Annotated in this window: 19 protein-coding genes and 1 pseudogene; 8 read left to right on the plus strand and 12 right to left on the minus strand. The window is 58.6% G+C overall.

Annotation, left to right across the window (positions count from 1 at the left end; all coding sequences use genetic code 11):
* Nucleotides 1-9: 9 nt before the first annotated feature.
* A complete protein-coding gene (locus tag AC1DTN_RS16265; RefSeq protein WP_477921729.1) occupies nucleotides 10-1038 on the minus strand; it encodes a LacI family DNA-binding transcriptional regulator in 1029 nt (342 codons plus the stop codon).
* A 159-nt stretch (nucleotides 1039-1197) separates the two neighbouring features.
* Between AC1DTN_RS16265 and AC1DTN_RS16270 the strand changes: the two genes are divergently transcribed.
* Nucleotides 1198-2484 carry an ABC transporter substrate-binding protein gene (locus AC1DTN_RS16270; protein WP_477921731.1) on the plus strand — a complete coding sequence of 429 codons (1287 nt, stop codon included), beginning with the start codon at nucleotides 1198-1200 and terminating at the stop codon, nucleotides 2482-2484.
* Nucleotides 2485-2548: 64 nt separating this feature from the next.
* Here AC1DTN_RS16270 and AC1DTN_RS16275 read toward each other — a convergent pair whose 3' ends face one another.
* The 5 genes and pseudogenes from AC1DTN_RS16275 to AC1DTN_RS16295 all read right to left on the minus strand — a co-directional run bounded on the left by AC1DTN_RS16275 (nucleotide 2549) and on the right by AC1DTN_RS16295 (nucleotide 7948).
* Nucleotides 2549-3523 (minus strand): glycosyl hydrolase, encoded by a 975-nt coding sequence (locus AC1DTN_RS16275; RefSeq protein WP_113320456.1) that lies wholly within the window; start codon nucleotides 3521-3523, stop codon nucleotides 2549-2551.
* Between the two features lie 7 nt (nucleotides 3524-3530).
* A pseudogene (locus AC1DTN_RS16280) lies at nucleotides 3531-4053 on the minus strand (DUF995 domain-containing protein); the annotation flags it as partial.
* Nucleotides 4054-4063: 10 nt separating this feature from the next.
* Nucleotides 4064-5947 carry a glycosyltransferase family 2 protein gene (locus AC1DTN_RS16285; RefSeq protein ID WP_477921734.1) on the minus strand — a complete coding sequence of 628 codons (1884 nt, stop codon included), beginning with the start codon at nucleotides 5945-5947 and terminating at the stop codon, nucleotides 4064-4066.
* Nucleotides 5944-6927: a UDP-glucose 4-epimerase GalE gene (galE, locus tag AC1DTN_RS16290; protein WP_477921736.1), complete on the minus strand. Its 984-nt coding sequence runs from the start codon at nucleotides 6925-6927 to the stop codon at nucleotides 5944-5946. The genes AC1DTN_RS16285 and galE overlap by 4 nt, the downstream gene beginning before the upstream one ends.
* 1 nt (nucleotide 6928) lies before the next feature.
* Nucleotides 6929-7948, minus strand: a complete 1020-nt coding sequence (locus AC1DTN_RS16295; RefSeq protein ID WP_477921738.1) for a UDP-glucuronic acid decarboxylase family protein — start codon at nucleotides 7946-7948, stop codon at nucleotides 6929-6931.
* 376 nt (nucleotides 7949-8324) lie between these two features.
* On the opposite strand from AC1DTN_RS16295, the gene AC1DTN_RS16300 reads away from it, so the two are divergent.
* Nucleotides 8325-8645: a hypothetical protein gene (locus tag AC1DTN_RS16300; protein WP_477921740.1), complete on the plus strand. Its 321-nt coding sequence runs from the start codon at nucleotides 8325-8327 to the stop codon at nucleotides 8643-8645.
* Nucleotides 8646-8649: 4 nt separating this feature from the next.
* Here the strand turns inward: AC1DTN_RS16300 and AC1DTN_RS16305 are convergent, their stop codons facing one another.
* Complete coding sequence (locus AC1DTN_RS16305) at nucleotides 8650-9432, minus strand: helix-turn-helix transcriptional regulator (protein ID WP_007818235.1); 783 nt, start codon at nucleotides 9430-9432, stop codon at nucleotides 8650-8652.
* 873 nt (nucleotides 9433-10305) lie between these two features.
* Between AC1DTN_RS16305 and AC1DTN_RS16310 the strand changes: the two genes are divergently transcribed.
* The 6 genes from AC1DTN_RS16310 (at nucleotide 10306) to AC1DTN_RS16335 (ending at nucleotide 19508) form a co-directional block, all read left to right on the plus strand.
* On the plus strand, nucleotides 10306-11316 hold the full coding sequence (locus AC1DTN_RS16310) for a fibrinogen-binding protein (protein ID WP_477921742.1): 1011 nt from the start codon (nucleotides 10306-10308) through the stop codon (nucleotides 11314-11316).
* A 136-nt stretch (nucleotides 11317-11452) separates the two neighbouring features.
* Nucleotides 11453-13504: a hypothetical protein gene (locus tag AC1DTN_RS16315; protein ID WP_477921743.1), complete on the plus strand. Its 2052-nt coding sequence runs from the start codon at nucleotides 11453-11455 to the stop codon at nucleotides 13502-13504.
* 25 nt (nucleotides 13505-13529) lie between these two features.
* Nucleotides 13530-15800 carry a type I secretion system permease/ATPase gene (locus tag AC1DTN_RS16320; protein WP_477921745.1) on the plus strand — a complete coding sequence of 757 codons (2271 nt, stop codon included), beginning with the start codon at nucleotides 13530-13532 and terminating at the stop codon, nucleotides 15798-15800.
* 5 nt (nucleotides 15801-15805) lie between these two features.
* Complete coding sequence (locus AC1DTN_RS16325) at nucleotides 15806-17155, plus strand: HlyD family type I secretion periplasmic adaptor subunit (RefSeq protein ID WP_113324615.1); 1350 nt, start codon at nucleotides 15806-15808, stop codon at nucleotides 17153-17155.
* An 80-nt stretch (nucleotides 17156-17235) separates the two neighbouring features.
* Complete coding sequence (locus AC1DTN_RS16330; RefSeq protein ID WP_439016957.1) at nucleotides 17236-17724, plus strand: hypothetical protein; 489 nt, start codon at nucleotides 17236-17238, stop codon at nucleotides 17722-17724.
* Nucleotides 17725-17861: 137 nt separating this feature from the next.
* The gene (locus AC1DTN_RS16335; RefSeq protein ID WP_477921748.1) at nucleotides 17862-19508 is read left to right on the plus strand and encodes a GNAT family N-acetyltransferase; all 1647 of its coding nucleotides are present in this window, start codon (nucleotides 17862-17864) and stop codon (nucleotides 19506-19508) included.
* Nucleotides 19509-19584: 76 nt separating this feature from the next.
* Here AC1DTN_RS16335 and AC1DTN_RS16340 read toward each other — a convergent pair whose 3' ends face one another.
* The 5 genes from AC1DTN_RS16340 to AC1DTN_RS16360 all read right to left on the minus strand — a co-directional run.
* Nucleotides 19585-20361, minus strand: coding sequence for an anti-sigma factor family protein (locus AC1DTN_RS16340; RefSeq protein ID WP_477921749.1), 777 nt, complete (start codon nucleotides 20359-20361; stop codon nucleotides 19585-19587).
* Entirely contained in the window at nucleotides 20358-20885 is a 528-nt protein-coding gene (locus tag AC1DTN_RS16345) for an RNA polymerase sigma factor (protein WP_477921751.1), read from the minus strand. Before AC1DTN_RS16345 ends, AC1DTN_RS16340 begins: the two co-directional genes overlap by 4 nt.
* A 60-nt stretch (nucleotides 20886-20945) precedes the next feature.
* Entirely contained in the window at nucleotides 20946-22403 is a 1458-nt protein-coding gene (locus AC1DTN_RS16350) for a YncE family protein (protein WP_477921753.1), read from the minus strand.
* 12 nt (nucleotides 22404-22415) lie between these two features.
* Complete coding sequence (locus tag AC1DTN_RS16355; RefSeq protein WP_477921755.1) at nucleotides 22416-22901, minus strand: DUF305 domain-containing protein; 486 nt, start codon at nucleotides 22899-22901, stop codon at nucleotides 22416-22418.
* 740 nt (nucleotides 22902-23641) lie between these two features.
* Nucleotides 23642-26674, minus strand: a 3033-nt coding sequence (locus tag AC1DTN_RS16360) for a beta strand repeat-containing protein (RefSeq protein WP_477921757.1), incomplete at its 5' end; no start/stop codon positions are given.

The following is a 26674-nucleotide window of genomic DNA, read 5'->3' on the forward strand; positions in this document are numbered from 1 at the left end:
CGGCATCACTCACAGCTTGTCGGTATCAGGAACAGTGCCTCCGGCAACGGGGACGACCGCCTGGCAGATATGGCGGGCGGGAGCGGTCCTGTCGCGGTAGCGGGAGATCAGAAGGGAGACGGCCTCGCGGCCAAGCGCCGCGCGGTCGACGCGCATGGTGGAAAGCCTGGGATTGGTCATGACGGCACAGGGCAGGTCATCGAAGCCGACGATCGCGAAATCCTCGGGAACGCGAAGGCCTGCTTCGGTGACGGCTTCGAGCACGCCGACGGCAATGAAATCATTCATGCAGAAGGCCGCCGTATAGCCGGGATCTTCCGTGAGCATCGCGACCGTGCGCTCATGCGCCTCGCGGCTGGCGCTGCCTTGGAAGGTGAGCGGAACGAGCCGGCCTTCGGCACCGGGAACCGCGGCAATCGCCGCCTCGAAACCTCGCACACGTTCGCGGATCGTGTGGCGATGCGAGCCGGTGAGGTGCAGGATACGGCGATGACCGGCTTTGGTGAGCCGGCTCGTCGCCTCGTAGGCGCCGAAGAAATTGGAAGGGGAGACGCCATCGAGGCGCAGGCGCGGATCGGTGCCGTTGACGAGGACGGTTGGTGTTCCTGTCTCTTCCAGCCAGGCCCGCAACGTATCGCTGGGATCGATGCCGACGAGGAAAAGCCCTTCGGCTTCCGCCGTCTGCATATACTCGCCGACGACATCAGGCGTAGTGCGGTCTTCTCGCACGAGCCGCACTTCGAAAGGCATGCCGGCATCGGCGGCACCGGCGCGAAGGCCCTCAACGATCGATTCGTAAAAGACACTGAGGCCACCGGTTGCCCCGTCGCTGGCAATAAGGGCAAGCCCGCCTGGAACGCTTTCCGAAACAGTCTTCACCGGATAGCCATGTTCGGCAGCGACCTTTAAAATGTGCCGCCGCACGCTTTCGCTGATGCCCGGTTCATTGGCGAGCACCCGCGATACCGTGGAAACCGAAACACCGGCCAGACTGGCAATATCGGCCTGTCGCGGTCGCCTGCTCTTGATCTCATTCATTTTGATCTCGTTCATGTGGCAAACATTATGCAAATTGTGCAAATTTGCAAGATAATCATAAATTCTTGCAAAGAGAAATTTTTTGCGTACTCTAGCCTCCGGAACGCCTGGAAAGACCATTGGAGGATGGCACCGGGCATCGGACACAGGAGGAAATCAATGCAGGTCAATCGCCGTTCATTCTTGATGGGAACCGCGGGTGCCGCGGCCGGCCTTGCCTTTGGCGCCGGCAGCTCGATCCCCGCATTTGCCGAGGACGCTTCGCTTCGCGCCATGTGGTGGGGTTCCAACGACCGCGCCAAGCGCACGCTGGATGTTGCCAAGCTCTATCAGTCGAAGACACCGGGTGTCACTATTGTCGGCGAGTCGCTTTCGGGCGACGGCTACTGGACGAAGCTGGCCACGCAAATGGCGGGCCGCGCGATCGCCGACGTCTTCCAGCTCGAGCCGGGTACAATCTCCGACTATTCCAAGCGCGGTGCCTGCCTGCCGCTCGATGAATTCGTGCCTTCGACGCTCAAGGTCGACAACTTCGGCGCAGACATGCTGAAACTGACCACGGTTGACGGCAAGCTCTATGGTGTTGGCCTCGGCCTCAATTCCTTCGCGCTATTCTTCGACACCGTCGAATTCGAAAAGGCGGGTATTCCGCTACCGACGCCCGATCTCACCTGGGATGAGTATGCCAAGCTCGCCGTGGAACTCGGCAAAGCCTCCGGCAAGGGTGGCGGCCCCTATGCGGCGCGCTACAATTATGTCTTCGACGCCTGGCTGCGCCAGCGCGGCAAGAGCGTCTTCGCCAAGGAGAGCGTCGGTCTCGGCTTCACGGTCGACGATGCCAAGGAATGGTTCGACTACTGGGAAAAGCTGCGCAAGGCAGGCGGCACCGTCGCCGCCGACGTTCAGACGCTGGACCAGAACACCATCGACACCAACTGCCTCGGCCTTGGCAAATCGGTGATTGGCATGGCCTACTCCAACCAGATGGTCGGCTACCAGCTCATCATCAAGAACAAGCTGGGCATCACCATGCTGCCGCGCGAGAAGAAGGGCGGTCCATCAGGCCACTATTATCGCCCGGCACTGATCTGGAGCGTGGGTGCCACGACCAAGCAGGGGGAAGCCGCCGCAAAGTTCATCAGTTTCTTCGTCAACGATCCGGAAGCGGGCAAGATTCTCGGTGTGGAACGTGGCGTGCCGATGTCGCCGGCGGTTCGTGAAGCTATCCTGCCACAGCTCAACCCGACGGAGCAGGAAACAGTCAAGTACGTCAATCTGCTCAAGGATCAGGTCGGCGAATATCCGCGGCCGGTACCGATGGGCGCAACCGAATTCGACCAGCGTGTCCTTCGTCCGACCTGCGACGAGCTCGCATTCGAGCGCATCTCGGTAGCCGATGCCGCAACCAAGCTTGTCGAAATCGGCAAGGGCACCCTCAAGGGTTAATCATACTCAGTCTGAACAGGCAAAGGCCCGCCACCAGCGGGCCTTTCTCATTGGCGATATCGGCTCAGTTGCTGGCGTCGTCAATGACCCGCCAGTCGGGCCGCCCGAGATTGAACGGCCAGGCGTGCACGTCGCGGTCATTGAAGTAGACGACCTCCTGAAGGTCAGGAAAATCGCTCTGCTTGAGCGTCGCAGTCTCCATCCACGGCTTGATGTAGGCATCGCTGCCCTCATAGCCGAGTTCGGCCACCCAGATGGGTTTGCCGTATTGGGCGACAAGGTCGTAGCCTGGCTTCAATGCCTCGGTGAAGGTTCGCGGGCCGTTGTGAGCGATTTTGTCGTAGGGCTCCAGGCCGAAAACGGACAGGCCGACGAAATCGACATAGGTGTCGCCGGGGTAGTAGGCATTAAGGCCGGGTTTTCCCTTCGGCGACCACATGAGTTTCGCACCGGGCGCCTCCTGCCGCACGATATCCATCATGCGCCTGTAGGCGGCTATATATTCAGGAGGATTCCAGCCGGACCACGAAAAGCGGCCGGAGTCGTCTTCCATTTCCTGTCCCCAGCGGACGATGACCGGGCTTTTCAACTGGGCGATCATCCTGGCAATTGCCCGCATATTCGCATCGTAGTCGCCGTGAAACAGCTTCCAGCGAAGTGCATCTGACGTCAGCCGCCAGTCCACATCCCACGACCAGGGTTCCACCGTGATCAGCAGGTTGCGGCCTCTCGCCAGCGCATAGGCATCCGCCACACGCAGCGTTTCGAGATCGACGTCTTCCCATGGAAGAAAGAGGTGCTCTGTCGTCACGCTCTGCTGTGTGCCGAAATCGCCATGCGGGTCGTAAGCACCAAACTTGATGCCATCGGCATGAATGGCGGGCCGCTTGTCGGTGATCGTCTTGTCGGTGATCGTCTGGGCACCCGCATTCATGACGGCGGTGGCGTTCTGCGCCTCGCTTCGGTGCGACAAGTCGGCAACGCCGAGCAGAAGCATCGCGATTGTTGCCGTCGAGATTTTCTTCGCCAGGGTTTTCATAGTCTTTTCCTCCCCTTCGGCTATTTATCGGTCGCGAGAACCTGTTTCAGCTCTTTGGCTTTCAGGCTCACCGTGTCTGCCGGGACCAGCTTCCGGAACTCATCATCGGCTTTCGTGGAAGCGTGCCGGAACACGTACCAGTCCCCGCTCGGCTGACGCCGCTGATAGATCGTGTTGCCGATCTTGCGGTGGCCGAAGCAGGTACTGGCACGTGCCGCCCCCTCATTATTGGTCCAGGTTGCGCGCATGCACAGCTGACCGAGATCATCGACGACCCAGCGGCCCTCTGCGAAAGATTGTTTGCCGCCATTGTCGACCCAGGCGACGAAATGCCTGCCCTCGCCAATGAAACGGCCGCCACCCGTATCCCAGGTCCAGGTCTTGTCGGCGTAGATCACGTAGAGTTCGCCGGCATTCAGTGGCGTCGGTATCGGTGTTTTCGTCTTTTCTGCTGCGAGTGCACCCGTCGGGAGGATGAGGCAGAGGCACAGAGCCAGCACTCCTCCCGTCGATCGTATTGTCATTCTCATTTTATCCTCCTCACGCATTTCTGCTCTCCCCAACATCCCTTCGTTCACGGCCGCCTTCGGCAAAGCCGTGCCATTTGAGACGGAATTTCACGATCCTGGTCTTGCCGCCGCCGAGCCCTGCACCCGCCACAGCAAATTGCGACTGGGTAAAGGTGACGAAGGGCTGGCCGTGCGAAAGCGCTTCCATGGCAGCTAGCCCGTGGTTGCCGAGTTGCACCCCGCCGACCAGGCAGGCGACGAGACCGCCGGCGGCGGCAAACCGCAGGCCGTATACTTGCGGCAAAAGGGACTGACCGTTCTCGACGGCGTGACGGACGACAACCAGGATTACGAGCGATACATAGATCAACAGGTTGAGCGCCGCGAAGATCTGGAAGCCACGCGCACCATCGCCATCGGCAGCAAAAACCATGGCCGCAGCACAAATGCCCAATAGTGCGATGTATGGTGCCATTATCCGCGCCGGCAATGTGCGCTGTCCCTGATCACCCTTCGGGGTGATGCGGAAATCCACGAAGGAACCGGTGACGTGATCGCGTGCGGCAGCGAGGGTGCCGGCAAGCGACCAAGGCCAGCGCAGCAGGATGAAGACCACCCCTTCCCAGCCGAAGAGCTTTGCATCGTATGGCCTGAATGTGCCTGACGCGCGCCAGAAGATGGCGAATACCGTCAGCACGATCGAAAGCGGCAGAGAATGCAGCAGGAATGCCGGATAGGTGACGTTGACGAAGACATGGCCGGTGAGCAGGGCTGCGACCGGCAGCAGGAACATCACCGCCATGAAAGTCGAAAACAGCGGATACCAGAGCTGCGAAAACAGGAACTGGAACTTCAACTTCAGCGGCAGCCGGGCGACATGCCGGCGAGAATGCTGCAAGAGGATGGTGACCAGGCTGCGCGACCACTGGAACTCCTGCACCACCAGATCGGCAAAGGTCGCCGGCCCGTCGCCATGGGCGATGGCATTGACCGCATGGACCCCGCGCCAGCCGCCCGCATTCATCATCAGCGTGGTCGAATGATCTTCCGCGAGCTCGGGACCGAGCCCGCCGATCTTCCTCAAGGCCGCTGTGCGAACGGCATAGTGCGAGCCGATGCAGAGCGGCGCCCAGCCATTATTGTATCCCGCCTGCAGCGAACCATGCAGGCTCGCTTCGGCATAGAGCCTGCCGCGGGCGGCCCAGCTTTCGGCAGCATTGGCATCGCAGATGCTGGGTGCCGAGACATAGCCGACTTCGGGATCGGAGAAGGGGCGCAGGACCTCGCAAAGATAAGTCGGCGTCGGCACATGATCGGCATCGAACTGGGCGACGAAATCATAGCGCTCATAGCCGAAGTGATCATAGAAATAGGCGAGATTGCCTTCCTTGCAGCGCGTGCGGCGCGGCCAGACGGGACGGTGATATTCGCTGACGCCCTTGCGAGTTGAGATCAAGACGCCATGCTGCCCGCACCATCTCTTGGCCTCATCGGACGGATCTTCATCGGCGAGCCAGACATCGAACTCGACACCCTTCTGATCGAGCATCGCAAGAAGCGTCTTGCGCACGACGGCGAAAGGTTCGGACGGCGCCTTGGTGACCACCATGGCGACGCGGCCCTTCGGCAGGTCGGCGGATGAGCTGACCTGCCTTGCATCCAGAAAGATCAGGATGAAATAGGCCGGCATCAGGGTGACCCAGGCGAGGATGACGGTGACGAGCAGGAATGCCGGCCATGAAACGACGTGAGTGGGCTCAGCCCACCAGAGCCAGAAGTAAGCGAGTGCTGCCAGCCAGCAGGCGATGCCAAGACCATAGGCGGCTCGATTCCAGCCGGTAAAGACGGGCTCGAACATCTCGGGTTTGGCGGCAGAAGACTGATGTACGCGGTCGATTTCGGCGCTGGTGCTCATGCGATCACTTCCAGTCCGAAAGTCGGGCCGGCCGTGCGAATGATCGTATCGATATCCGAAAGCGCCGGCATGAAGTCCAGCTCAAGGCGGGCCCTTTTCGTATCGGCGAAAAGCACAGGCGGATCGCCAGCGCGGCGCGGCTGACAACGGATCGGCACCCTGTGGCCGGTCTTTCGTTTGACGGCATTAAGGATCTCGCCGACCGACGTGCCGCGGCCGGAACCCAGATTGAGGCTCAAGGAATTGCCGCCGACCAGAAGGTGACGAACCGCGGCGAGATGCGCCTGGGCAAGATCGCTGACATGGATGTAATCCCTGACGCAGGTGCCGTCATCCGTCGAATAATCGGTGCCGAAAATGTCGAGGCTCTCGATCCGGCCGCTTGCTGCGAGAAGAGCGCGCGGGATCAGATGGGTTTCGGGATAGTGCCGCTCGGCAAGCTGGCCTTCCGGATCGGCGCCGGCCGCATTGAAGTAACGGAGCGCGGCGAAGCGGATACCATAGGCGGCCGCATAATCCTCCAGTGCCATTTCGAAGATCAGCTTGGTCCTGCCATAAGGATTGACCGGCTGTTGCGGCGTCTTCTCGCCGATCGGCAGCATCTCGGGAATGCCGTAGGTCGCGCAGCTGCTGGAAAAGACGATCCTGTCGATACCGCAATCGAGACAGGCGTCCAGCAGCGACAGGCTGCCGATGACATTGTTGCGATAATAGATGCTCGGCTTTTCGACGGATTCACCGACATAGGCATTGGCACCGCAATGAATGACACAATCCGGCGAGTACTCGGCCATGACATGCCGCAACCTTGCGCCATCGGCGATATCCGCCTGGATCAGCGGCCCCCACCGGACGCTGTCGATATGTCCGGTGGAAAGATTATCATAGGTGACCGGAACCATGCCGGCACGCGCAAGCGCCTTGCAGATGTGGCTGCCGATGAAGCCGGCGCCACCCGTAACCAGGATGTAGCGTGGCATCTCATACGGCCTCCACCACTTCCTTGCGGGCAAGCAGCGCATCGAAATAGGCTATCGTACGCTTCAGCCCGGTCTTCAGCTCCGTCGTCGGCCACCAGTTCAACTCTTCTCTGGCTCTGGAAATATCCGGACGGCGCTGCTGCGGATCGTCTGCCACGGCCGGCAGGTAAATGATGCGCGAGCGCGAATTGGTCAGATCAAGGACGATTTCGGCCAGATCCCGCACAGTGATCTCCGCCGGATTGCCGAGATTGATCGGACCGACGCAGTGTTCGCCAGCATCAGCGAAACGCAGGAAACCAGCGACGAGATCGTCGACATAGCAGAAGGAGCGGGTCTGTCGGCCATCACCGTAGATCGTTATGTCGGTGTTGGAGAGCGCCTGGACGATGAAATTGGATACGACGCGTCCATCATCAAGGCGCATACGCGGACCATAGGTATTGAAGATCCGCCCAACCTTGATATCGACGCCATACTTGCGGTGATAATCGAAGAACAGGGTTTCGGCTGACCGCTTGCCCTCGTCGTAGCAGCCGCGCGGGCCGATCGGATTGACATTGCCGAAATAGGTTTCGCGCTGCGGATTCTCGTGCGGATCCCCATAGACTTCCGAAGTCGAGGATTGGACGACCGTTGCGCCGCTGCGGCGGGCTGCATCGAGCGTATTGACGGCTCCAAGCACATTGGTCAGCAAGGTGCCGACGGGATCACGCTGATAGTCCGGCGGCGAGGCTGGCGAAGCAAAGTTGAAGATGACGGAAGCCTCGACGTCATAGGGCTGGCGCACGTCATGTTCCAAAAGCCGAAAACGGGCATTCTGCAGCAGATGCTCGATATTGACGTGGCGGCCGGTGTAGAAATTGTCGAGACAGATGACCTGATGGCCGCGCTCGAGAAGTCGCTCGCAAAGATGGGAACCCAGGAAACCGGCGCCTCCGTTGACCAGCACGGTTTTTGACTGCTGGCGTGGCGATGCGAATGCAGATCCTGAATATCCTTCGGTGGGAATACTACGCACTACAAATTCCTTCCCATGTCGTGTGGTCTTCATAGACCCTTCTATACTTTAGGCTCCCTCTTGATCCGCCTCGATAACTTCAACGCGAAGTGGTATCTATGAAATAACCGGCTCGGTTATTCTTCGGATAATTGTACCTATGCTCAAAATGATAAGAGGATATCAGTGAAGGTCAACTTCAAAACACGGGAGCAATTCTAAATAGCTATAGTATTAAACTTCGGAATTTGCTTGATTAATCCCTCTCAATGACTATGGTGCCATGCTTTCTGTCCGGCCGCTCCAGCTTCAGTCAATGAAGCCAATATAAGGAGTGGCCAGCCACTGGTGTGCGAGGGCGCGTCGCTATTGCCCTGATGATAGAGAGGGTTTTTTAATGACGACTCATGATCGCATGCATGGCAGAGCGCCATGCAGCTTCAGCTCCCTAGCTTTGGCTGCGACGATCGTTCTCTCGGCCATTGGACCGATCTCATGTGCGGTCGTCGATACCGCGATCGTGGGAAGCACGGAGAAGAATGTCGTTGTGGCAAGCGTGCCACATACCGCGAAGGACTTCGCCTATGCTGCCGAACCGAAGACCGCTTCGGCTAAAGTGAGCGCCGCGGTCTATCCCGGTTCCGCGCCTTACATCTGTTCGCCGAGCGGTTTCGGCCAGAAATCACGCTGCTTTGCCCGCTCGTCCCGGATGGATTGATGGCCTAGTGCGGCCACCTGCCAGAGAGATCGCCACTGTCCGACGTATCGTTGAAGAAACGTGAGGCCGCTTCAGTGCGATTTCTCACATTCATCTTCTTATAGATATTGCGGACGTGAACCTTCACCGTGTTTTCGGACAGGTGAAGCTTGTCGGCGATGATCTTGTTCTGCGTGCCCTTACAGATGAGGTCGAGAATCTGTACCTCGCGTGTGGTCAGAGCCGCCATGCTGTTGCGGCGGAGCTTCAGCGCATTGGCGCGCGCTGCGTCGACGGACTTCGTCTGGTACAGCGAGGGCTCGAGCTGTGCTGTCGCCCGGTTGGACAGACGGCCTAGAAGCGCGGATGGAAAATGCTCGCCGCCCTTCATCAGCAGATCGATTGCCGCCATGAAGACATCCAGGCGCAGATTGAGCGGCAGGACACCATCGACGACGCGCGCCTCGACAAGACGGCTGATATAGGGCTCCATCATATCGATAGCTTCGACGACAAGGCCGATGGATGCGTCCGGACGGTTTTCACGAACGACCTGCAGCGCATCGTGCAACTCGGCGCCGGCGACATGATAGAACAGGACAAGCCGCATGTCGTGAATATCCTTCTCGGATATGGACTGCGCGCTCGATACGCTTACGACATCAAAATTCGGGAATTTCTTTGCCAGTGCCTCAACCATGCACTCGGAGAATAAGTCCGCCTTGGCGATTACCAGGACTGTTTCTCCATTCGGGCTCAGTCTTCTTGCCTGATCCGAATCTCCTACTTCCGACCCAACCATGAACATATACGCCTCCCCTAGCGCTACACTATACTCAAACTCGGAGCTTCTACTCCCATTGGCGCGATGACGGGTATTACATGCCGACGAACATTGCCCCTAGGCATGTGGCCGCCTTATCTTTTAGGCATTTCTTAATTATGGTAATATGGATTTCAAAGGAAAGAAATGGCCCAAATGGGTTAGTTGTCACGAAGTTATATTTATTTTTTGCCACTTTATGGTTGCATTTCCGACAAGAAACATACTAGTGGGCGGTATTTCAACTAGATCACGGTATAAAGCAGCATGTATTAGTTCGAGACATACAAAACCAACGTGGTAATGGGCAGACGATATTTCAAAATAAGACGGAGAACCTTTCGAACTTAACTTAGCGATATCGCAATCAGTCGAACCCTCCGAATTCCGAGGCACGGGACACGGTCCCGAATTCGCACACAGCCTTCTCCGAGCCCGCGATCCGGTATTGGCTTAACTGGAGTATTGAGCTGGACTTCAGATGCCTTAGCCCGAATTGATATCTATCGGGACCCAGTTTTTTCCATCAATCTGTAAGGGTTGCCAAAGTGGCGACGTGAAAATCAAGTATCAGCATGTGTTTTTGATACTTGGTCTTCTTTCGAGGGAACTCAAAAAGAAGTTCGACTGCCTTGCTCGCGCTCATATCGAGTCCGGGACCGGATTTGTGCGTCTTTGTACTGAATAGGCACAATCCCAATACAGAATTTGGCCAACAAATCGCGATGAAGCTGCAGGTGAAAAGGTATCGAGTCCATCTGCCGATGTTAACACATTGGAGCAAGCGCGAGCAAAGATCCCATTTGAGATGAGAGGGACTTCGAAAGCTGCTCCAGTTTTTTTTCTGGAGGAAACGTAATGCCTTATGATCCGAAGCCCGGTCCACAGGGCTCAGACGACGACACCGTCAAGGTGGGCGCCCTGGCCGATGGCCTTTCCAGCGCTATCAATTCAACCGAAATCGATGATGATTCCACAGGTTACGTCGGCGGCATCGCCAATGGTGACAATCGCAACAACACCGACAACAGCACGGACGTTGACGTCAAGGCCAATGTCGATCTGGATGTGAAGACCGACAACGGCGACAACCGCGACAACGACTACGACTGGAGCTACAAGTCGGACGACGACACGAACACCAAGACGACCACCATCAACGATAACGACACGACGACCACCACGAAGTCGGACTACGACTGGAGCTATGACGCCAAGTCGTACAGCGACGATGACGTTGACATCAAGACGATCACCGATAACGACACGACCACCAAGACGGACACGGATATCGACACCGACATCAAGACGATTACGGATACCGATACCAAGACGACCACCAATAGCCACAATACGAGCGACAGCTTCAACAAGACGGACACGGACTTCGCCGTCATTGATGATGTCAAGGACTTCGGGAACCTCGGCGTAGCCGGCCACGACCTCACCTTCGACATCGGGGATGACTTCTCCTTCACCCTCAATATCGACAATATCCTCAACGGTTCACTGTCCGGCGAAGGCGCCGACTCAGTCTTCAGCACTGTCCAGGCAAACCATCTCGCAGACCAGGATCAGGCCTGGAACATCACGATGGAGAACGGCGGCGCTCAGAACCACCTGAGTGCAAATGCCGGCACAGCGCACGGTGCTGACGGCATGGATATGGACAGCAAGGGCTGGGATCTCAAGGCAGGTGACGACGTCACAGGCACTTCGACGGCAGATGCTTCGGCAATTCTTGCCAATTCGGGCTTCCATATGGAGCTCGTTCAGGGCGCGAACATGCTCAGCAACGCTGTGGACTCCAGTGTCATCGGCGGCAACTCACATGTTTCCGATGTCGGCGAAGATACAAGTGGGCACTAACCTCCAAGACAAGAAAGGGCTGCACCGGCTTCTGCCGGTGCAGTTTGAATGCTTGCGTGCGAATTGACGAACAGCGCGGCTCCCGCAGAAGGATGTCGCATGGCCGGTCGTCTCTTCGATAAGGGAGGCCAAGGCAATGCAAATCGAGAAATTCTCAGAAATCATCGCCCATTTCATCGGCATATTCGAAACGACGACCGATGAGATGAGGCTGCGTGCGGGGCTGACGGAGGGTACGGGCCCTGCCGAAAATAATCCGGCGTTTGACGATCTGGTCGCCAATACGCCCACCTTCGCCTCCGATCTCGCGCTCCAGGACTACGATCCTGATATCAACTACAGAAGCGTCAGCTATGAGATCGTTTATGGAGGCGCCCGCCGCTTCGGCCGCCCCTTTGAGGAAAGCATCGAAAAGCTCTCCGAGATTGCCCACCGCGATGTGTCTTCGCTGCCCCGGTTCGGCAGTCCACAGGACATCGATATCGAAACCGAAGAAGAGCTGCAGGTTTTCGACGGCCCGGGCTCGGTGATCCGCTTCACCACACAGGTCAACATTCTCTACGACGACGATTATCTCGATATGACCGGTGGCAATCATGCCCCGCGCGATACGAGTTTCGTCGTTGAGAAACTGGCTGAATTCAGCGCCAAGGCCGAGATTTTCTCTCCCTTTTCCGACCTGCATCGGACCGACACCCTGGAGGGGGTCAAGCAGATCGCCGGGGATATGGAAACCTACATCCAGGGAGTAAGGGATTCCGGCCAGACATCGATCGGAACGGGCGAGCCGCCGGCAGACAATCCAAACGATCAGGCACATGATTTCGTGCTGGCGGGTGACGAGATCACCGGAGCCTATATGAACGGCAAGCACGTTTCCGAAATTCCGGCGCTCGACGACCTGCTGCCGGATCGGGGGATTGCCAAACTGCCTGAAGAACCCGACGAAACCCAGACATCCGTCGAACAGCATGACCCGGCTGGAAACAGCCTGGAGGTCACCGCGGGCGCAAACCTCGTCGCCAACATTGCCTCCGTCGTCAACACGGCAGTGATCTCTTCCGTGACGGCCGTCATGGGCGACTACCATCAGGTCGATGCGATCACCCAGGTCTATGTCTACAGCGACCATGACAGCATCGCTTCGGTATTCCATTCCTCAGCCGATGCAACCGGCGTCACCGCCTACAATATTGCAAGCTTCGAACGGGACAGTTTCCAATCAACACAACCGCAGACGACGGTCGATGCACATGGCGACCCCATCTTTCCGATGGCCTGGCGTGTCAGCGTTATCGAGGGCGACGTCTCCTTCGTGAGCTGGATCGAACAGTATCATTTCGTGACCGACAACGACACCATGACCGTCATGACGAGCGGGTCGGAAGCGACGGTTCTGACGGGCGGAAATACGACGCTGAATTTCTCGTCCTTCTTCCAAATGGGCCTGCAGTACGACCTGGTGATCGTCGGCGGAAATGTCTACGATATCAATAGCATCACGCAGATTTCGCTTCTCTACGACAACGACTGGGCCCGCGCCGAAGACGGTGTAGACGATGGTGCCACCATCCAATCCGGCAACAATCTCATCTGGAATCTTGCGGCGATCCACAATGTTGGAACCAACGACCGCTTCGAGACCATGCCCGACTATATGCACGAGGCAGAGAAGGGAATCCAGGAGCGTGATCCGACAATGCCCGAGGGCTTGTCCACCGATTCCAATTTCCAGGGCTATGTCGGCGTGAATGTTCTCTACATCACAGGCAATCTCTACGACATGACGATCATCAAGCAGGTCGCGGTGCTCGGAGATTCCGACGACGTGACCCAGGCCGCAGCCGAGCTTCTGAAGAACAACCAGGACGCCGTGATCACGATCGATACGGGCAGCAACACCGTCGCCAATATCGCTGAAATCGTCGATTACGACAGCTTCGGCAACACCACCTATGTTGCCGGTCAGCTCTATTCCGACGCCATTCTCATCCAGGGCGGTATCATAGAACACGATGCCACCCAGCCCGAAACGGCAGGCGAAAGGCTTGCCAATGAAGTCATCGCCTTTCTCGATGACGATAGCCCCCAAGGCGCGGACAGCGGCGATGGCATCATCAACGGCGGGCATGATCTTTCATGGTCCTCTGCTCACCCCTCAGATGTAATGCAAGCCGTGGTCGCGTGACCTGCGTATCTTGGGAGAGACCGCGATGAATCAGATTTCAAAACAGATTTTTGCAAATGGCAGCGCGATCGATCTGCGTGGCGAAAAGCCATCCTCTACGGCGGCAAATCCTCAGGATTTTCTGACGGAGGCCTGCGTTTCGGCGATCGACGATGCGGTGGACCATCTTCGCCAGCTGACGCGCAAAGTGTCTTCCTATCCCCATGAAGTCGAGGCTGTCGCTGAAGAGAAGGTGGATGACGTGCAAACCGTGATGCCGACCGAACAACCTACAAGGCAGCTTTCCGGCCATGACATACCCGTCGTCAATGTCGTGGAGCCGGAAACAAAGCCGCAGCCGGCTGAAGAACTGATGGCGGCGCCCGTCATCGAGGCCCGGCGGATGCCCGGTGAAACCGACGAGCTCAAGGCCAAGCCGGATATTCCCTTTGCCAAGACGATCGATGGCGACACCGGTCCGGTGAAGGAAAATGAGCGCCGCCTGCGCACAGGCGACGGCGGCGGGGGCGGCAAGGAACCGGATTTCGGCGGCGGGGGCGGCGGGGGCGGCGGCGGAAACAGCGGCTTCCACAAGCGCAGCGAGCCGGTGAATTTCGCTTTGAGCCTTGCGCGAGGCATCGCGGTTATCAGGCGTAATCTCGCGATCGTGATGGTCTTCACGATCGCGATCAACGTGCTCCTGCTGGCGATCCCGCTCTACCTCTTCCAGATTTCCGACCGTGTCCTGACCAGTCGCTCCATCGACACGTTGGTGATGCTTTCCATCGTGGTGGTGGGCGCCGTCCTCTTACAGGCCTTCCTGGATTCTGTCCGGCGCTTCATCCTGATGCGGACTGCCGTGGAACTGGAAGTCCAGCTGGGCGCGCCGATCCTCAGTGCCGCCGCTCGCGCCTCGCTGCATGGAAGCGGCAAGGATTACCAGATCCTGCAGGACCTTCAATCTCTCCGCAGCTTTTTGACTTCGGGAACGCTGATTGCTTTCCTCGACGCGCCGCTGATGCCGCTCTTCGTGATCGTCGTCTACCTGGTGCATCCGCATCTCGGCATCATCATCATGGTCTGCTGCGCGGTGCTGTTTGTGATCGCCTTCCTGAACCAGAAGTTCACGGCCAAGCAGTTCGCAGAATCCAACAGCTATCTCAGCCGCGCGAATTTCCATCTCGATTCCATGTCGCGGAATTCACAGATCATCAACGCGCTCGCGATGATCCCCGAAGCGGTGAAGATGTGGGGCCGCGAAACCGCCGGCTCGCTGAAATCGCACGTCCAGGCGCAGGACCGCAACATCATCTTCACCGGCATTTCCAAGGCCTGTCGCATGATCACGCAGGTCGGGCTTCTCGGCTGGGGTGCGCATCTGTCGCTGTCAGGAGAGCTGACGGGCGGTATGGTCATCGCCGCCTCGATCATTTCCGGCCGCGCGCTGGCGCCGATTGAAGGAGCAATCGAAGGCTGGCATCAGTTCAACCGATCGGCCGCAGCCTATGGCCGCATCAAGAACCTGCTGCTGACCTCGCCGCTCAACTTTCCGCGACTGCGCCTTCCCAATCCGGAAGGCAGGCTCGATGTGGAGCGGATCCTCTTCGTTCCGCCGCCGCAGAAGAAGGTGATCCTGAACGGCATCTCCTTCTCTCTGAGGAAAGGTGAATCGCTGGCGATCATCGGCAATTCCGGTTCCGGCAAGACGACACTCGGCAAGATGCTGGTGGGCTCGATCCTGCCGACCTCCGGCAATGTGCGCCTCGACCTCATGGATCTTCGCAATTGGGACCAGCGGCAGTTCGGCGAAAGCATCGGCTATCTGCCGCAGGATGTGCAGCTTTTCCCAGGCACCATCAAGGCCAATATCTGCCGCATGCGCGATGATGTCGAAGACCGGCAGATCTATGAGGCCGCCGTCCTTGCCGACGTGCATGAGCTGATCGCCAGTTTCCCACAGGGCTATGAGACCGTTGTCGCGTCCGATGGCGCGCCGCTTTCGGGTGGCCAGAAGCAGCGCATCGCACTGGCGCGCGCCTTCTTCGGCGATCCCAAATTCGTCGTGCTCGACGAGCCCAATTCCAATCTCGACACCCAGGGCGAAGCCGCACTCGCAAAAGCGTTGATCCACGCCAAGAAACAGGGAATCACGACAGTTACGATCACGCAACGCCCGGCACTTCTGCAGTGCGTAGACAAGATCATGGTGCTCAAGGACGGCACGGTCGCCATGTTCGGCGAGCGAATGGAAGTCCTGCAGGCAATATCCAAGGGCAATGGCCGAACTGGCCAACAGTCACCGCGTATCGAAGGATGAAGGCCATGGGAAAGAAGAAGCAGGAATCCAGCGGCCCGGTTCAACTTGAATGGTATGGCGACGTGCCGCGCTCCATCCGTTTGCACAGCTTCGTCGGCCTGACGGTCCTCTTCTGCTCGTTCGGCGGTTTCGGATACTGGGGGGCAACCGCGCCACTTGCCTCCGCCATCATCGCCCAGGGCAGCTTCGTGGCAACCGGCAACAACAAGGTCGTTCAGCACCTTGAAGGCGGCATTATCAAAGAAATGCTCGTCAGCGAAGGCGAAAGCGTCAAGGAGGGCGACGTCCTGGTGACTCTCGACCAAACAGCCGCCTTGACCAACGAGCGGATGCTGACGCTGAGGCGGCTGCGTCTGGAAGCAGTCGTTGGACGCCTGAGGGCCGAAGCACAGGGATCGCGTGAGTTCAAGCTTCCTGACATCGTCATGGCAGAGGCGAGTGACCCCGATATCAACGCCATAATTCAGAGCCAGAACATCGTCTTCCGCAGCAAGCAGGTCAAACTCGAGGAGCAGCTCAACCTTATCGAGAAGAACATCAAGTCGCTGGAATACCGCTTCGAAGGCTACAAGGGCCAGCGAGAGTCCTTCGAACGGCAACTGGCGCTGCTCTCAGACGAGCGGGACTCCAAGGAACGGCTCGTCAAGGTCGGCTATATGCGCAGGACCGACCTTCTGGCCATCGAGCGCGCCATTGCCGATGCGATGGGCGATATTTCGCGCCTGAACGGAGAGCTCAACGAGAGCGAGGCGGAAATCGCCAAATTCCGTCAGGAAGCGGTCATCGCCGTCAACTCCAACAAGCAGGCAGCGCTTGACGCCCTGGAGACCGCCGAATCCGACCTCGACAGCGTGCGTCAACAGCTGCACGAAGCTGCTGGCGTTCTGGAGCGTACGGTCATCCGTTCGCCAGTGACTGGTACGGTTGTGCGCTCCTACTACCACACCGCCGGCGGCGTCATCACCACCGGAAAACCGATCATGGAAATTCTGCCGGCCCACGTGCCGCTGATCTTGGAGGCGCAGGTATTGCGTACCTCCATCGATCAGCTTCACGAAGGGCAGACGGCGGCAATCCGCCTGACTGCCCTCAACAGGCGCACCACGCCGGTTCTGGAAGGCAAGGTCTTCTATGTTTCGGCCGACTCCATTGAGGAAAATGCCGGCCTGTCCGTGAAGGACGTGTACATCGTGCGCGTACAGATCCCGGACTCGGAAATTGCCCGCGTTCACAACTTCCATCCGGTTCCCGGCATGCCTGCTGAAGTGCTGATCCAGAGTTCGGAGCGCACGTTCTTCGAATATCTGAGCAAGCCGATCGCCGACAGCATGTCACGCGCGTTCAAGGAGCGTTAAGCGCAGAAATGGTCGAAGCATTTATCGAAATGATCTGATATAGTTCATGTATTATCAGAGTTGAACCGAAGGAATTCAGCATGCCGGCTATGTCCGATGTCTTATTGAATGTTGGTCGGTTAAACTATGTCTGGACGAATACAGAAAGCCTGCTGATCTATATTATCGCCCACCTTCTCAAGGTGGAGAAGGAGGCGGCGATCGTGGTCTTCCTGACGCTTAATACGACACGCGCGCGCATAGATCTCGTCGAGCGTCTCGCAAAGCTTCCTTCGACGTCGGCTGCGGACCGCAAAGCCGTTCTTTCAGCCATGTCGCGCCTGAAGAAGGAATCGAAGATGCGCAACAAATACAATCACTGCATCTATTCCTTCGACGAGAAGGGTGAAATCTCCAGCACGCAACTCATGCGCCTGGTCGAGGACGATAAGGAAATCCGCTACGGAAAGATCGAACAGATGGATGACCGGGAATTGGAGCTTCTGGAAAAATCGATTGGCGAGATCGTCAATATCAGCAAGGCACTCTGGGCTTTCATCCATGCAAGTCCACGGATTGTCGCGCTCTAGTATTGTCGGCCGAGAACGGCTGCTTTGGGCTAATCCGATTTCGTCTCAGGGAATCACCCGGACGGTTTATTTGAAGATCGATGTTTCCCATTAGACTGGAATTTCCCGAATTAGGTATGGAGTATTGGGAGGGGGGCATGCGCATCGATGTGATTGATACCATCGCCGGTTTTGACGCCGTTCGCGACAATTGGGATCAGGTCTATCGGGATGATCCAGACGCCCAACATTTCCTCTCCTGGGCGTGGCTCAGAGACTTTCTTGGGCACCGCGGCCGCTGGTTCGTGCTGGCGCTGCGCGAGCGGGAGCCGAATGCTCCCTATGTCGCCTTTTTGCCGCTGAGATTGCTCACGAAACTCGATGAGCAGTGCGGGCTTTTCTACGATGAAATCGTCATGGGCGGGAATTATTCGGCTGACTATACCGGCCTCATCGTCATGCCCGGTTCCGAGCAAAAAGCCATCGCCGGTTTTGCCGCTTATCTCAAACACCAGAACTGGACGCATCTCAGGCTGGAGCATTTCAGCGGGCCGCCGGAACGGCGGGAGAAGATGATCCTGGCGCTGCAGGGGCCGCTCGTCATGTTTCGCGACAACGCGCCCACCAGCCATGACAATATCGACAATACGATCTGCCCGGTCGTCTCGTTGCCTGCAAGCTGGGACGACTATCTGGAGCAGAAGATGAGCAGTCAGACGCGCCAGAAGCTGCGCCGCTTTCTGCGCAAGCTCGATGGCGACGAAGGTTACCGGATCACGATGGCAACGCCTGAGACCATTGACCGCGACCTCACCATTCTCTTTGACTTCTGGCGCACGCGATGGACGGAGCGCAAAGGACCGGAGCGGACGGAGCGGCTCATCAATTCTACGCGTGAAATGCTGATGGACTGCTTCAAGAGCGGCACGCTCGACGTCCCGGTCTTCTGGTTCGGCGAGCAGCCGCTCGGCGCCCTTGCCAATATCATCGACCACCCGAAAAAGACGATCCTTTTCTATATCACCGGTCGTGACGAGAACTGGAAAACACCGTCTCCCGGTCTGATTCTGCATGGATATTGCATCCGCCGGGCGATCGAAGACGGCTTCCGATTCTATGATTTCCTGCGTGGAAACGAATCTTACAAATATGTCTTCGGCGCTGACGAGCGCCGGATCAGTTATACGCTCTTCAGGACCCGCGACGGACGCAATCTCGGCGGTATTCTGCATCCGCGCAGCATCAAATATGTCTACGAGCAGGCACTCGAAATGTATCGAAAGGGTGAGAAGGGAAAAGCCGAGATCGTCTTCGCCCAGGTTCTGCAATCCTCGCCGGGCCATGTGGGTGCCGAATTTGGCCTCGCCAACCTGCTCTTCGACCGAGGAAAGCTGACCGAAGCCCTTGCCGCCTATCAGTCGCTGCTGGAGCGCACCGCCGAGCCGCTGCCGATTGCACTTCGCCTTGGAGATACGCAATTGGCGCTGAAACTCTATGAGGATGCAGCCGTAACTTTCCGTCGCATCGGCGAGCAGGCGCCCCATGTGGTGCAGGCCCGCTACAAGGAAGGTATCGCCCTCATCGCAACACGCCGCCTTACGCAAGCCGAGACGGTCCTCGCGGCGATCCAGGATATCCATACCGACGATCCGGCTGCCATTCCCTATACCGAGCTTGCTTGCGTGGCGCTTGAGCGTCTACGCCAGCATAATGCGGCATTGGCAGCCGACGAACAGATTCCTGAAGGCATGATGGGATTGCCTGGAAGGCGCGGCGGCGAGAAACGCCGCCCCCGCATGCACTAAAATCTTTGTTTTCCGCATGTGGTTACCGCAAAACCGCCGCACACTTTCACGCGACATGCTTTAGATCTGACAGAGCTCAGGCACCGGTTTCGGTCTGGTGCCTGATATCATCGGCGAGCGGATGCAAGGTATTGGCTGGCAGGGCGCCGACGAGGCTGTACCCCATGCCGCCGGACGCCCAGCTCCAGCCCTCAACATTGCCCTGCGCATGCGGCGCCATGGGTTTGTTCTGATCGGCGAGCATTGGCCGCGTCAGCATGACGAGACGCGTTCCCCGATCATCATCATACATCAGCATCAATCCGGCGCCATGCGACGTCGAGATCATCCTGCCGCCCATCAGACGATAGCCCGACTTGGAAAGATCCGGCAGCACCGGCTTGCGGCCCATGCGCTCCGTCGCCCAGTCGACGAGTTCGGCCATATTGTCGGCACGGAGCTCGACCGGCCTCACCCTGTCGGGCGCGTAAGTGGCGAAGCTGTTGGCAGCTTCATCAGCCAGCGCTACCATGCCCTCGTTTGGCTGCCGGTACATGCCATGCAGCATCCAGCCACCGGAACCGCCGGCGACGAGAAGAACGACTGCGGCGGCCGCGATACGCCAGAAGGGCAGCCGGCTCTGCTTGGGCACCTCCAGCAGGTGGCTCAGGTTCAGCCGGCTCGGGATTGGCTCTTCCGCGACAGAGTTGAGCGCAGCCCGCAAATCAAGCCGCTGCCTGCCATAGCTGTCGATTCGCGCGGCGATTTCGGGATGGGTTTCAAGATAGACGGAAACTTCGGCTTCACGCGCCTCGTCCAGTGCACCGTCCACAAAACCGTGAAGATCATCCTCGGTGATCGGTTTTACGCTCATTTTATTCTCCGAAGATGGGCGGCTGGCCCCTGTGTTGCCTGCCCCGAGTTCTCCAATATCTGCCGTAGCCGCTCACGCGCCCGCGATAGGCGCGACATGACGGTGCCGATCGGGATAGCCAGAACTTCCGCTGTCTGCGCATAGGACAGATCCTCGACCGATACCAGAAGCAGGACGCTGCGCTGCTCCTCGGGGAGTTTCTCCAGCGCCTGAATGATATCGCGACGCATCAGATTATCTTCCTGTGTCGGTTGCCGGGCAAAGGCACTTTCATCCACCTTCTCAAAGGGCAGATGTTCGCCACGGCGTGCGTTCTGCTTCAACCGGTTGACCGCGAGATTGTGGAGGATAGCGAAAATCCAGGTGCGCGGATCTTCGTTTCGGCGATGATGCCAATGGGCAATAACCCGCTCCAGGCAATCCTGAACGAGATCGTCGGCCGCCGTTGCATCCTTGAGCAATCCGCGGGCGTACCGGCGAAGCGCCGGGATCATCGGTTCGACAAGCTGCAGAATGTCACTCATGAGGCTTACCTTCAGGAGCTTCCGCCCGCCACCCTATCACAGGCGGCGGGCGGAAGAGATCTACTTCGCTTCGATCTGGACGACTTCGCCGGACCCTTTATCTCCCGCCGCGGTAATGACGAGATAGCGGCGCTCGGCCTTCTCTCTGGTCTGGACGATCTGCCTTATGGGGCCGACGGCATTGACGATCGCCGAACCAGCCGGGTTCGTCATGAATGACGCCAGAGGCTGGAGATCGCCAGTACCGTCAGCTCGCGTGGAGAGCGCAAGAATGTAAGGCTTCTTGGGCTCCAGCCCCGTCACCGAAGCCTGCAACACCTGCGACAGACCTTGATCGAAAAGGGAGACACTCGTTGGTGCAGCGCCATCCTGCTTTGCCTTCGGCGCGTGCAGGGCAAGATGTGCTACCTGGCCAGCGACGCCGAGCGGTTGGAGGTTCTGCATGCCGTCGCCCTCAGGGACTGCATTGGGGACATAGTTGACGGCCTGCGGTGCCTGGCCGATCGGTATCGTAGCGATCACCTTGTTTGTCAGTGTATCGATCGCTGCGAGCGCATCGGCGTTTTCGAGACCCACATAAACGCGCGTGCCATCGCCTGATGGCCAGACGCCGTGCGGAAGATTGCCGACGGGAATTGTCGCGACCTGTTCGAAATTATCCGTTCGATAGACCTTCACCTCGTTAAGGCCACCAACGGAGATATAGGCAAATTCGCCGTTGGCGTTGCGAACGATGTTAACGTGATTGGTAATCGGCCCGGTATCGATCGTCTTTATGAGATCAAAGGGTGCTTCGGCGTTAAAGACTTGTGTCTTGCCGGTATCCTTCAGGGTGAACCAGACCTGTTTGCCATCAGGCGTTGCCGCAATATTGGGGCAGAAAGGGCTTTCCTGCTTGATGTGGCCGACGATCTGGTGATCGGCGACGGAAACGACTACGGTCTCAGGGTTGAACGAGGAGCAGATGTAACCGTACCTGCCGTCCGGCGAGAAGATCTGCATGCCCGGACCAGCCGGCACCTTGATCTGCATCTTCTCCTCATAGGTATGCGCATCGATGACGGAGATGTAATCCTCTCCGCGAACGGTGACCCAGACTTCGTTGCCATCGGGTGTAAAGAATGCCTCATGCGGCGAGCGGCCCACATAGGTGGTGTGCTTTACCGTATTCGTGGCCGTGTCGATGAAAGTCACCGAATTCGAGCCGATCGAAACGACGGCCAGCGTTTTGTGGTCCGGCGAAAAACCCATGCCATGGACCAGGACCTGCCCCCGATAGAGCGGGCTCAGATTGCCCGGCTGCGGATCGCCGAGACGGATGACGCCGCGCAGTTTGTTTGTGGAAGGATCAGTGACTGAAACCGTATTGGAGAACTGTTCCGCAGCATAGACGCGATCCCTGCTGCTGATCGGGATATCCGGATCGGAGGCCGCACCCGGCGCCTGGCCGGCGAAGCTCACTGAGGGCACCAGCATCGTGCCGGCAAGAAGGCTGAGGGCGAGAAGGCTAGACTTCATGACAGGGTCCTTTCAGTTGCCCATTTTCATATTCGGATCCATAGCCGGCATCATCGACATGCCGGCGCCGGAGGGGACGGGGTTTTGCGGGGAAACTTGAGTTGGCGCCGGATCCGAAGGCGGAAGAGGATCGCCGAGAGCCAGCCGCATCGCAGCAATTTCCTGCTGCTGATCGACGATGATTTCCTGGGCAATGCGCTTGAGTTGCTCATTGCTACCGTAGCGCAGGTAGGTCTGCGCCATATCGATCGCGCCCTGATGATGAGGGATCATCATCTCGACGAAATCCCTGTTGACGTCGCCCGTCGGCCTGACCGCCATGGCACTCATCATCTTCGCCATGGCGGCGTCATTTTCTGACAGAAACGGCGCCTCTTCCGTAACCGCGGAGGTGGTATGTTGATGCGATGCTGGGTCGTCGGCAAAGGCAGAAGCGGACAGGATCACGAAGATCGGCGCTGCCAGCGGAAAGAATCCCTTTCGGGGAAAGACGTTCATGCGGGCTCCTTTTCATGCAGAGCGGTTTCATGGACGTAGACAACGGCGCTGTTGTTTTATTCCGACTGGTCTGGATATTTTTCCGCGAGCAGGAGGCCTATTTGTGGCTGGCCGAGCGCCTCGATGAGACGATACGCTTCGTCCTGACGGTGAGGAAAGAGAGCGCCGCGGGAATGCCAACGATCGGAAGCAGGACAGATCGGCGCACTGCCATTCCGCGCCGTTACCTTTTCCGACCCAGAAGATGCCGAGCATCAGGCTCGCGACGAATTTCACGCTGTTTTCCGGCACCGTCAACAGGGGCTTGTGGATGAACATCCCGATACTGAGAACCAGGACGCCAGGCTCCGAGGCTGGCGTAGCTCAGCATCCCATGTGGCCCCAGTGGCGATGACGACGAAGACCACCTCGACGATGCGGTCCGACGACTACCGCTCGCAGCTTTGTCGGAATGCGTCTATCACAGGCTTGAGCGGCGTACGGCCACGGCTGGGCCGGACGCGCGCAACGGAAACGGCGAGGCGTCTCGCTCCGCAGACCTTCGTGTTTTGCGCGCGTAGCAGGGCTGCCCAGGGAACTCCAATCGAGAAGTTTTTGCCGACCATCACGCGAACCGATTGTGGCCACCTTTGTTCCAGGTTTCGTAAACTTCCTTGCCGTCATCCAATCCTTTCAGCTGCGGCAGTACTCCAGCCCATTCCTCTCTTCTGGAGGGCCTGTCGGGGCGATCCGAGCGAAGCTCACACAAATTGGAAATCCGCCGACTGCAGGCTCGATACGGCCACGTTCTTCAGCGTGATGGTGTTGTCAGCATCGGCTGTGATGATCGTGTCGTTGCCTGACAGGATCGATACGGCGAGCAGCGATGCCCAGTCGGCAAAGATCGTGTGATCGATCCTGATCGTATCATGTGCCCCGCCAGCCACCTCGAAATTCATGATCGTGTCGTGGCCCCAATTCGGCTCGTAGACGAAAAAGTCCGCGGCTATTCCACCAAAAAGGACGTCGTCTCCGGCGCCACCTGTCAGCGTATTCGACCCCGCGAAACTGCCCATAATCCGATTATCGAGCGCATTGCCTGTTCCGATAAAGGCTCCGAAGCCGGCGGCATCCGAGCCCAAGTTTTCGATGTTTTCTCCCAACGTATAGTTGGCGAGGGACGTTTGCACCTGGTCGATCCCTTCACCGGCATTTTCGATGACGGCGTCTCCGGCGCTGTCGACGATATAAAAGTCGTTGCCCTTCCCGCCGATCAGCGTATCGCTACCGTCTCCGCCGTTCAGCGTGTCGTTGCCGACACCCCCGGTGATTGTATTGGAGAGCGCATTGCCGGTCCCGGCAAAATCACCGGTGCCGGTGTAGGCGAGGTTTTCGACATTGGCAGCAAGTGTCAGGCGGTCGAGCCCGGTCTTCACCGTGTCGGTGCCTGCACTTGCAGCTTCAGTGACGACGTCGCCCACGAGATCCACGATGTAGGTGTCGTTGCCGGCGCCGCCGATCAAAATATCGGCACCGGTGCCGCCGTTCAAAGTATCGTTGCCGGCGCCGCCGGTGATGGTGTTGGCCAGGGCGTTGCCCGTCCCGGTAAAATCGCCGATGCCGGTGAAGGTCAGGTCCTCGACATTGGCGATATTGCTCAGCGCATAGGCAGAAAGCGTAGTCTTGACCAGGTCCGTGCCGTCATTGGCAGCCTCCGTCACGACGTCGGCCAGATTATCGACAAGATAGGTGTCGTTGCTGGCACCGCCGATCAGGATGTCGGCCCCAGCCCCGCCAATCAGCGTATCCGCACCGGCTCCGCCGTTCAGCGTATCGTTGCCGGCACCGCCGGTGATCACGTTCGCTGCAGCATTGCCGGTGCCGGTGAAGGCCGCCGAACCGGTGTAAGTCAGGTTCTCGATATTGGCGGCAAGCGTATAGGCCGACGATGCAGCCTTCACCGTATCGATTCCCGCATCGGTACTTTCGGTGACGATGTCAGCGACGCTGTCAACGATATAGATGTCGTCGCCAGCTCCGCCGATCAGCGTGTCGGCTCCGGCTCCGCCATCCAGCGTGTCGTTGCCGGCGCCGCCAGTGATGATGTTGGCCAAGGCATTGCCCGTCCCGACAAAATCGCCGCTGCCGGTGAAGGTCAGGTTCTCGACATTGGCAATATTGGTCAGTGCATAGGCAGAAAGCGCCGTCTTGACGAGATCCGTGCCTTCGTTGGCGGCTTCGGTCACGACGTCACCGGCGACATCCACGATGTAGATGTCGTTGCCGGCACCACCAATCAGCGTATCGGCTCCCGCCTTGCCGTCCAGCGTGTCGGCACCTGCTGCGCCCCTGATCGTGTTGGCAAGGCTGTTGCCCGTACCGGCAAAGGCCACCGTACCCGTATAGGTCAGGTTCTCGACATTGTCGCCGATCGTGTAGGCCGCCAGCGCGGTCTTGACCGTATCGGTGCCTGCATTTGCAGCCTCGGTGACGACGTCGCCCGCGATATCCACGATATAGATGTCGTCACCGGCTCCGCCGATCAGCGTGTCGGCGCCTGCTCCGCCGTTCAGCGTGTCGTTGCCGGCACCCCCGGTGATGTCGTTGCCGACGCCACCAATCAGCGTGTCGGCGCCTGCCCCGCCATCCAGCGTGTCGTTGCCGGCACCGCCGGTGATGATGTTGGAAAGGGCATTGCCCGTCCCGGCAAAATTGCCGCTACCGGTGAAGGTCAGGTTCTCGACATTGGCAATATTGGTCAGTGCATAGGCAGAAAGCGCCGTCTTGACGAGATCCGTGCCTTCGTTGGCAGCCTCCGTCACGACGTCGGCCAGATCATCGACAAGATAGGTGTCGTTGCCGGCACCGCCGATCAGCGTATCGGCGCCCGCCTTGCCGTCCAGCGTGTCGGCACCTGCCGCACCCCTGATCGTGTTGGCAAGGCTGTTGCCCGTTCCGGCAAAGGCCACCGTGCCCACATAGGTCAGGTTCTCGACATTGTCGGCAAGCGTATAGGCCGCAAGCGCGGTCTTGACCGTGTCAATTCCAGCGTCCGCATCTTCAGTCACCACGTCACCGGCAACGTCCACGATGTAGGTGTCGTTGCCGGCGCCGCCGATCAGCGTATCCGCACCGGCTCCGCCGTTCAGCGTGTCGTCACCGTCGCCACCCGACAGCCGGTCGGCCGCAGCCCCTCCGGTGATCATGTTGGCAAGATCGTTGCCCGTTCCGGTGAAGGCTGCTGTGCCCACATAGGTCAGGTTCTCGACATTGTCGGCAAGCGTATAGGCCGCCGACCCAGCCTTCACCGTATCGATCCCCGYATCGACACTTTCGGTGACGACGTCACCGGCATTGTCAACGATGTAGGTGTCGTTACCGGCTCCGCCGWTCAGCGTRTCGGCKCCKGCTCCGCCGTYCAGCGTGTCGTTGCCGGCRCCSCCGGTGATCACGTTCGMCGCAGCATTGCCRRTGCCGGTGAAGGYWGCCGACCCGGTGTAGRTCAGGTTCTCGATATTGGCGAGGGCAGCAATCGAATAGGTCGCAAGCGACGTCCGGATCTCGTCCGTACCCGCACCGGCTGCCTCCGTGACCACGTCACTTGCGGCATCCACGATATAGATGTCGTTGCCGACGCCACCAATCAGCGTGTCGGCKCCKGCYCCGCCATCCAGCGTGTCGTTGCCGGCRCCGCCRGTGATGATGTTGGMMARGGCATTGCCCGTCCCGRCAAAATYGCCGCTRCCGGTGAAGGTCAGGTTCTCGACATTGGCAATATTGGTCAGTGCATAGGC

This window comes from Rhizobium sp. 01T444 (assembly GCF_056398305.1).